This window comes from Aurantimonas marina (genome assembly GCF_017183135.1).
GTDB classification, from domain to species: domain Bacteria; phylum Pseudomonadota; class Alphaproteobacteria; order Rhizobiales; family Rhizobiaceae; genus Aurantimonas; species Aurantimonas marina.
In genome coordinates this window covers 266,007-272,537 of the sequence record NZ_JADDXW010000005.1, presented here as the reverse complement: position 1 = coordinate 272,537, position 6,531 = coordinate 266,007, and the positions used below count along the sequence as shown (strand labels likewise).

The following is a 6,531-nucleotide window of genomic DNA, read 5'->3' as shown; positions in this document are numbered from 1 at the left end:
CCGGACGTTCACGAGACTGAAGGAACTGGGGTTCATCAAGCTGATCGATTCCCGCAATATCGAAATCCTGCGACAACGGGCTCTTCTGGCGATCGGTGAATGACATATGCGCTCGCGATCACGATAGCCGAATGTCAGGCTAAGGCGGTCTTCCGCGAGCCCCGTGCGCCGCTCGACAGTTGGAATTGATGGAGGTCAACCTGCTGACGTAGCGCGACCGATAAGCTGGCCAGCATGTCCAGCGTCACTCCAGTCTTCCAGATGCAGGAGGTCACCAAGGTCTATCGGACCGGCGGCGTCGAGGTATGGGCTTTGCGCGGCGTCGACGCCGAACTCCATGCCGGCGAATTCGTCGTCATGCTGGGTCCGTCCGGCTCGGGAAAGTCGACACTGCTCAACATCATGGGAGGGCTCGATCGCGCCAGCGCCGGCCGGGTGACGTTTCAGGGCGAGGACCTGACGCAAAGTTCCGACCGGGCGCTGACGCTCTACCGGCGCAACCATGTCGGCTTCGTCTTCCAGTTCTACAATCTGATCCCCAGCCTCACGGCGCGCGAGAATGTGGCGCTTGTCACCGAGATCGCGCCAAGGTCGATGAACCCCTCCGATGCGCTCGCGCTCGTCGGCCTTTCGGAACGCCAGGATCATTTTCCCGCCCAGCTGTCGGGTGGCGAGCAACAGCGCGTCGCCATCGCGCGCGCCGTCGCCAAGCAGCCGGAAGTGCTCTTGTGCGACGAACCCACTGGCGCGCTTGATTCAGCCACCGGCATCAAGGTGCTCGAGGCGCTGATTGGAATCAACGAAACGCTGGGGACGACAACGGCGATCATCACGCACAATGCCGGGATTCAGGCGATCGCCCATCGTGTCTTCCAGTTCGTCGACGGACGCATCGCCCAGGTCATCTGCAACGAGACACGCGTCGCGCCCAACCAGGTGACGTGGTGATGCGATGACCGCACTCGACCGCAAGCTTTTGCGTGATCTCGCTCGTCTCTGGGCGCAGGGATTGGCCGTGGCCCTGGTCATGGCCTGCGGGGTCATGACTATCATCATCGCCGTCGGCGCCTACCGCTCACTGCTGGCGACGCGAGAAGCCTATTACGAGCGCTACAGCTTTGCCCATGTCTTTGCCCAGGCCAACCGCGCGCCGATCGCTCTCGGCCAGTCGATCGCGGTCATCGACGGAGTCGCGGCTTTCGAATTGCGGATCAGCCGCACAATCCTTCTCGATCTTGACGGTGTCCGCGAACCGGCGACGGCACAGGTCGTTTCCATCCCCGACCGCAGGGCGTCGCGGGTCAATCGCCTGGTCATTCGCAGTGGCACCCTGCCGCAGCCCGACCGCCCCAAGGAGGTGGCGGTCAATGAGGATTTCGCCCTGGCCCACGACTTCCGTGTCGGCGATGAATTTTCCGCCATTCTCAACGGCCGCAAGGAGCGGCTCAGGATCGTCGGCACAGTACTTTCGCCGGAATTCATCTATTCATTTGGTCCAGGGGACATCGTGCCCGATCCGCGCCGCTTCGCCATTCTTTACATGACGCGGCATGTGCTCGCCCCACTGTTCGACCGGGAAAGCGCATTCAACGACGCGGTTTTGCGGCTTCTGCCCGGGGCGAACGAGGCCGTCGTCGTCGCCGCCGTCGATCGCCTTCTGCGCCCCTATGGGGGAACGGCCGCCTACGGTCGAAAGGACCATCTATCCCACGCATTCCTGGATGCGGAGCTGACGGAACTCTCGGCGATGGCGCGGATCATCCCGCCGATCTTCCTGATCGTCTCGGCCTTTCTTATCAATATCGTTCTGTCGCGGCTCATCGCGCTGGAGCGCGAGCAGATCGGGCTGCTCAAGGCGCTCGGGTATTTTAGCCACACGATCGCCTGGCACTACGCCAAGCTCGTCATCGCCATTTCAGCGGTCGGGATCGCGATCGGATCAGTTGCCGGAACCTGGCTCGGTCAAGGTCTCACAAGGCTGTATGGCAACTTCTTCTCGTTTCCCTTCCTGATCTTCCAATCCAGCCTGGACCTGTATGTTCTGGCCGCGGGCATCTCGCTCGCAGCGGCACTGATCGGGGCGATGAAGGCGATCATGTCGGTTCTCGCCCTGGAGCCGGCGATTGCCATGCAACCGCCGCAGCCGTCGCGCTACCGACACCACTTCATGGAGCAATTCGGCCTGTTGCGGATATTTTCCCGCCTGACGGTCATGGCGATCCGTCATCTTGTGCATCGCCCGCTCCGTGCGGCGGCCACGAGTTTCGGCATCGCGCTCGCCGTCGCCCTTCTGGTAACGGCGCTGTTTGCTGGCGATTCTGTGAACTTCATGATTGATACGATCTATTTTCGTTCCGATCGGCAACATGCCAGCCTGACTTTCGCCGAGGAACGGCCACCCTCGGTGATGGCAGCCGTCGGCCACCTGCCGGGTATCCTCATCGCCGAGCCATATCGGAGTCTCCCGGCCTTGCTCCGGCATGGCAGCCTGTCGCGCCGACTCGCCATCACCGGAAAGCCGCCCGGCGCGACGCTCTCGCGAGTTCTCGACGAAGACCTGGAGCCGGTGGTCCTGCCGGCAGACGGACTTGCCATCTCCGAACGGGTCGCTGCCGTTCTCGGCCTGACCCGCGGTCAGACGGTCACCGTCGAGATCCTGACCGGAAGGAGGGAGGTGGTCGACGTGAGGATCAGCGCGGTCATCCGGAATTACCTTGGCCTAGCGGTCTACATGGACATGGACGCCCTTGGACGGTTGGCGGGCGAAGGCCCCCGGGTCGGCGGCGCCCATCTGGCCATCGATACGCGGGCATTGGATCGCTTGTATTCCGCCATCAAGAACACCCCGACAATCGCGTCGATCGGCCTCCAAACCCTGTCGCGGGAAAAATTTCGCGAAACCATTCAGCGCAACATCTCCATCATGATGACGCTTTACGTGACACTCGCGGTCATCATCGCGTTCGGCGTCATCTACAATTCGGCCCGAATCCAACTGTCCGAACGGGCGCGGGAACTTGCGAGCCTGAGAGTCCTTGGCTTTACCCGCGGCGAAGTGTCGCAGGTATTGCTGGTCGAGATGGCGATCATCGTACTGGTTGCCCAACCTCTCGGCTGGGGCCTCGGGGCGGGGTTCGCCATGCTCGTCGGTCGCGGCTTCGAAAGCGACCTCTTCCAGCTTCCGATCGTTCTCGAGGCACATACATTTGCCAAGGCGAGTCTCGTCGTTTTGGCGGCCGCGGTACTCTCCGCCTTCATCATAAGGCGACGCGTTGATAGGCTCGATCTTATCCGTGTCCTCAAGACGAGAGACTGAAGATGGGCCGCTGGCTGAAAGTCTTACTCGTGTTTCTGGGCGCCGCAGCGGTCGGTTTCGCATTTTACGAGACGCTTCGCCCGAAGCCGACATCCGTTGACCTGGCGACTGTCGAGAACGGGCCATTGACGGTGACGATCGATGAGGAAGGGATGGTGGAATTCCGCGAGATCTACGCGATTTCCGCGCCGTTTCCGGCAAAGATCGAACGCAGTTCCTTGCATGTGGGTGATACGGTCATCGCCAACCGGACCCAGGTTGCGACCCTGCGTCCCTCTGATCCAACGTTTATAGACGCCCGATCCGAGTCCGAACTTCGCGCGGCGATCGACGCCGCGAACGCCGCCGTGGCGCTGGCCGAGGCCGATCTCAATCACGCCCAGGCCGATCTGCGCCAGTCGGAGTCGGAGTTGAACCGGGTCGAAACGCTGCGCAAGACCGGCACCCTCTCGGCGAAGGCGCTCGAACTGGCGGCCACCGATGTCGATCGCCAGCGTGCCCAACTGCGCGGGGCAGAGGCTCAACTGGCAATACGCCAGAGCGAACTCGCAAGCGCCAGGGCGCGGCTCCTGCAGCCGGGCGACCCGCTCGATGCCAGCAACTCCTGCCACTGCGTTCCGCTTTTCTCGCCGAGCGACGGCGTCGTCCTGTCGGTGCCGCTGGAGAGCGAAACGGTCGTACCGACCGGCACTCCCCTCGCGGAAATCGGTGATCCGACGCGGCTCGAAGTCGTGGTCGATCTGTTATCCGCCGATGCCGTCGCCGTGCGCGAGGGCGCGGATGCGTCGATCACCGGCTGGGGCGGGCCGGACCTGCAGGCCCGCATTCGCCGCATCGAACCGACCGCCTTTACCAAGGTCTCCGCCCTCGGCATCGAGGAGCAACGGGTCAATGTCCGGCTCGACATCGTTTCGCCGCTCGACGGAAAGAAGCGGCCCGGCCATCGCTACCGCGTGGTCGCCCGCATCGTGCTCTGGCACGGCGAAGATGTTCGTCGGCTGCCGCTCGGCGCCTTGTTCCGGATGGGCAATCAATGGAGCGTCTACGCCGTGGAAGACGGCCGCGCGGTTCTGACGGAAGTCACCATCGGCCATCGCGACACCGCGGCGGCGGAATTGATCGACGGGCTGAAGCCGGACGCGAAGATCATCCTGTTTCCCAGCGACACGGTCGGCGACGGGGTTGCGGTGACGCCGCGACAGAGCGGTTCCTGACGGGTCCTGCGAACGGGAGGCGATACGTCCCCGGACTGACCCGCGGCAAGCCGCTGGTCAGTCCTCAAGAACATAGCGCCCCGGCGCCGCGTCGAGAACGGGATACGCATCCGATCCCATCGGTCGTGGCGTCGTCTCGGCTCCGCTTCGTTCGCCCAGCCAGTCGGCCCAGCGAGGCCACCAGGATCCCTCCTGCTCCTTGGTTGTCGCCTCCCACTCCTCCGGTGCGCGATATGCGCCCTCGGCAGCGCGCGAGGTGATGCGGTAGCGGCGGCCGGGATGTCCGGGCTCCGATACGATCCCGGCGTTGTGGCCGCCGTTCGTCAGAACGAAGGTTAGTTCGGCATCGGCGAGAAGATGAAGCTTGTAGACCGATTTCCACGGCGCCACGTGATCGGTCTCCGTAGCGACGAGGAAGATCGGCGCGTCGATTTCCGACAGGATCACCGGCTGGTCGTCAACGCGATACCGCCCCTCGGCGAGGTCGTTGCGCAGGAACAGCTGCCGCAGATACTGCGAATGCATGCGAAACGGCAGTCGCGTCGTGTCGAGGTTCCAGGCCATCAGATCGAACATCGGTGTCGGCTTGCCAAGCAGGTAGTGCCGCACGAGGCGCGACCAGACGAGGTCCTGCGACCGCAACATCTGGAAAGCGCCGGCCATCTGTCGCGAGTCGAGGGTCCCCTGCTCCCACATCAAATCCTCGAGGAAGGCGACCTGACTATCGCTGATGAACAGCGACAGTTCGCCCGGTTCCTCGAAATCGGTCTGGGCGGCAAACAGGCTGATGGTTGCCAGCCGCGTGTCCCCTGCCCGTGCCATGGCTGCCGCGGCAATGGATAATAAGGTGCCGCCGAGGCAATAGCCCACGGCGTGGACCTCTCGGTCCGGGACGATATCGCCGACCACATCTAGCGCGGTCATGACGCCGAGGCGGCGATAGTCATCGAAAGATATCTCCCGCTGCTCCGGTCCAGGATTGCGCCAGGAGATCATGAACACCGTGAAGCCTTGGTGGGTCAGATAGCGCACGAGCGAATTGTGCCGCGACAGATCAAGGATGTAGTATTTCATGATCCAGGCCGGCACGATGAACACCGGTTCCGGCCGCACCCGATCCCCGGACGGAGCGTACTGGATCAGCTCGATCAGCTCGTTGCGATAGACGACGCGGCCTGGCGTGAGCGCCACCCCGACGCCAGGGCGAAAGGCCTCGACTTCGGGCGGCCGCGCTCCTTCCAGCTCCAGCCGTATGTCGTCGATCGCGTTGCAAAGACCGCGCACGAGATTGCGCCCGCCCTCGCGCAGTGTGGCATCAAGAACTTCAGGGTTGAGCGCCAGCATGTTCGATGGCGCGACGGTGTCGAGGATCTGGCGACTGACGAAATCCGCCACCCTCTCGTGATGTGGCGTCATGCCGCAAATACCAGTCGTGGCATGGTGCCACCATTCCTGCCGCAGCAGGAATGCCTGATGGATCGCGTTGAAAGGCCAGACCTGCCACGCACTGTCACAAAACCGCTTGTCGTTCGGCATTGACTCGACACAGGCGCATGGCCCCCTGCCATCCAGACTTTCATGCAGAGCACTGTGGTAGACGTAGTCAGCCAGCCGGCTCCATTGGCGAAACCCGAGATCAAGGAGTTCCAGCCGCTTGCCCGGTGCGGCCGTCAGATGCAGGGCCCAATCGAACCACGCCTCCGCCAAACTGGCCGGCGATATTCCGCCGGTCATCCGGGCGATGGCGGCATGGGCGCTGCGATCCAGAACCGCTGCGTAGTCAAACTGGTCGCGTGGCGGCGGCGAAGGCTGACGGGTACCCGGCTCAACGTCGCGGTATGTCTGCGCGGATGTCCGCTGCGGCGGATGGCTTCTTCCTGGGCGCCGTTCCGCCGCCTGTCGGCGCTGCCTTCTGAGTGTTCCCGACATTCGGTTGCCTCATGCCATGTCGCAAGGAGATCGCAAGCGGGGACGCGCACTGGCTGTTATATTCGTCGATGA

4 protein-coding genes are annotated in these 6,531 nt (G+C 63.2%); 3 read left to right on the top strand and 1 reads right to left on the bottom strand.

Annotation, left to right across the window (positions count from 1 at the left end; translation table 11 throughout):
* Positions 1-234 precede the first annotated feature (234 nt).
* The 3 genes from ING15_RS08590 to ING15_RS08580 are packed head-to-tail and all read left to right on the top strand — an operon-like array spanning position 235 to position 4,530.
* Positions 235-948 carry an ABC transporter ATP-binding protein gene (locus ING15_RS08590; RefSeq protein WP_206454369.1) on the top strand — a complete coding sequence of 238 codons (714 nt, stop codon included), beginning with the start codon at positions 235-237 and terminating at the stop codon, positions 946-948.
* 4 nt (positions 949-952) lie between these two features.
* On the top strand, positions 953-3,316 hold the full coding sequence (locus ING15_RS08585) for an ABC transporter permease (protein WP_206454367.1): 2,364 nt from the start codon (positions 953-955) through the stop codon (positions 3,314-3,316).
* Positions 3,317-3,318: 2 nt separating this feature from the next.
* Positions 3,319-4,530, top strand: a complete 1,212-nt coding sequence (locus ING15_RS08580) for an efflux RND transporter periplasmic adaptor subunit (protein WP_206454366.1) — start codon at positions 3,319-3,321, stop codon at positions 4,528-4,530.
* Between the two features lie 57 nt (positions 4,531-4,587).
* On the opposite strand, the gene ING15_RS08575 is transcribed toward ING15_RS08580, so the two are convergent.
* Positions 4,588-6,459: a PHA/PHB synthase family protein gene (locus ING15_RS08575; RefSeq protein ID WP_206454365.1), complete on the bottom strand. Its 1,872-nt coding sequence runs from the start codon at positions 6,457-6,459 to the stop codon at positions 4,588-4,590.
* Positions 6,460-6,531: the final 72 nt, after the last annotated feature.

Excerpts from the sequence above, each read along its gene's own strand:
- ING15_RS08590 (WP_206454369.1), top strand. The coding sequence starts at position 235 with ATGTCCAGCGTCACTCCAGTCTTCCAGATGCAGGAGGTCACCAAGGTC.
- ING15_RS08580 (WP_206454366.1), top strand. The coding sequence starts at position 3,319 with ATGGGCCGCTGGCTGAAAGTCTTACTCGTGTTTCTGGGCGCCGCAGCG.
- ING15_RS08575 (WP_206454365.1), bottom strand. The coding sequence starts at position 6,459 with ATGTCGGGAACACTCAGAAGGCAGCGCCGACAGGCGGCGGAACGGCGC.
- ING15_RS08585 (WP_206454367.1), top strand. The coding sequence starts at position 953 with ATGACCGCACTCGACCGCAAGCTTTTGCGTGATCTCGCTCGTCTCTGG.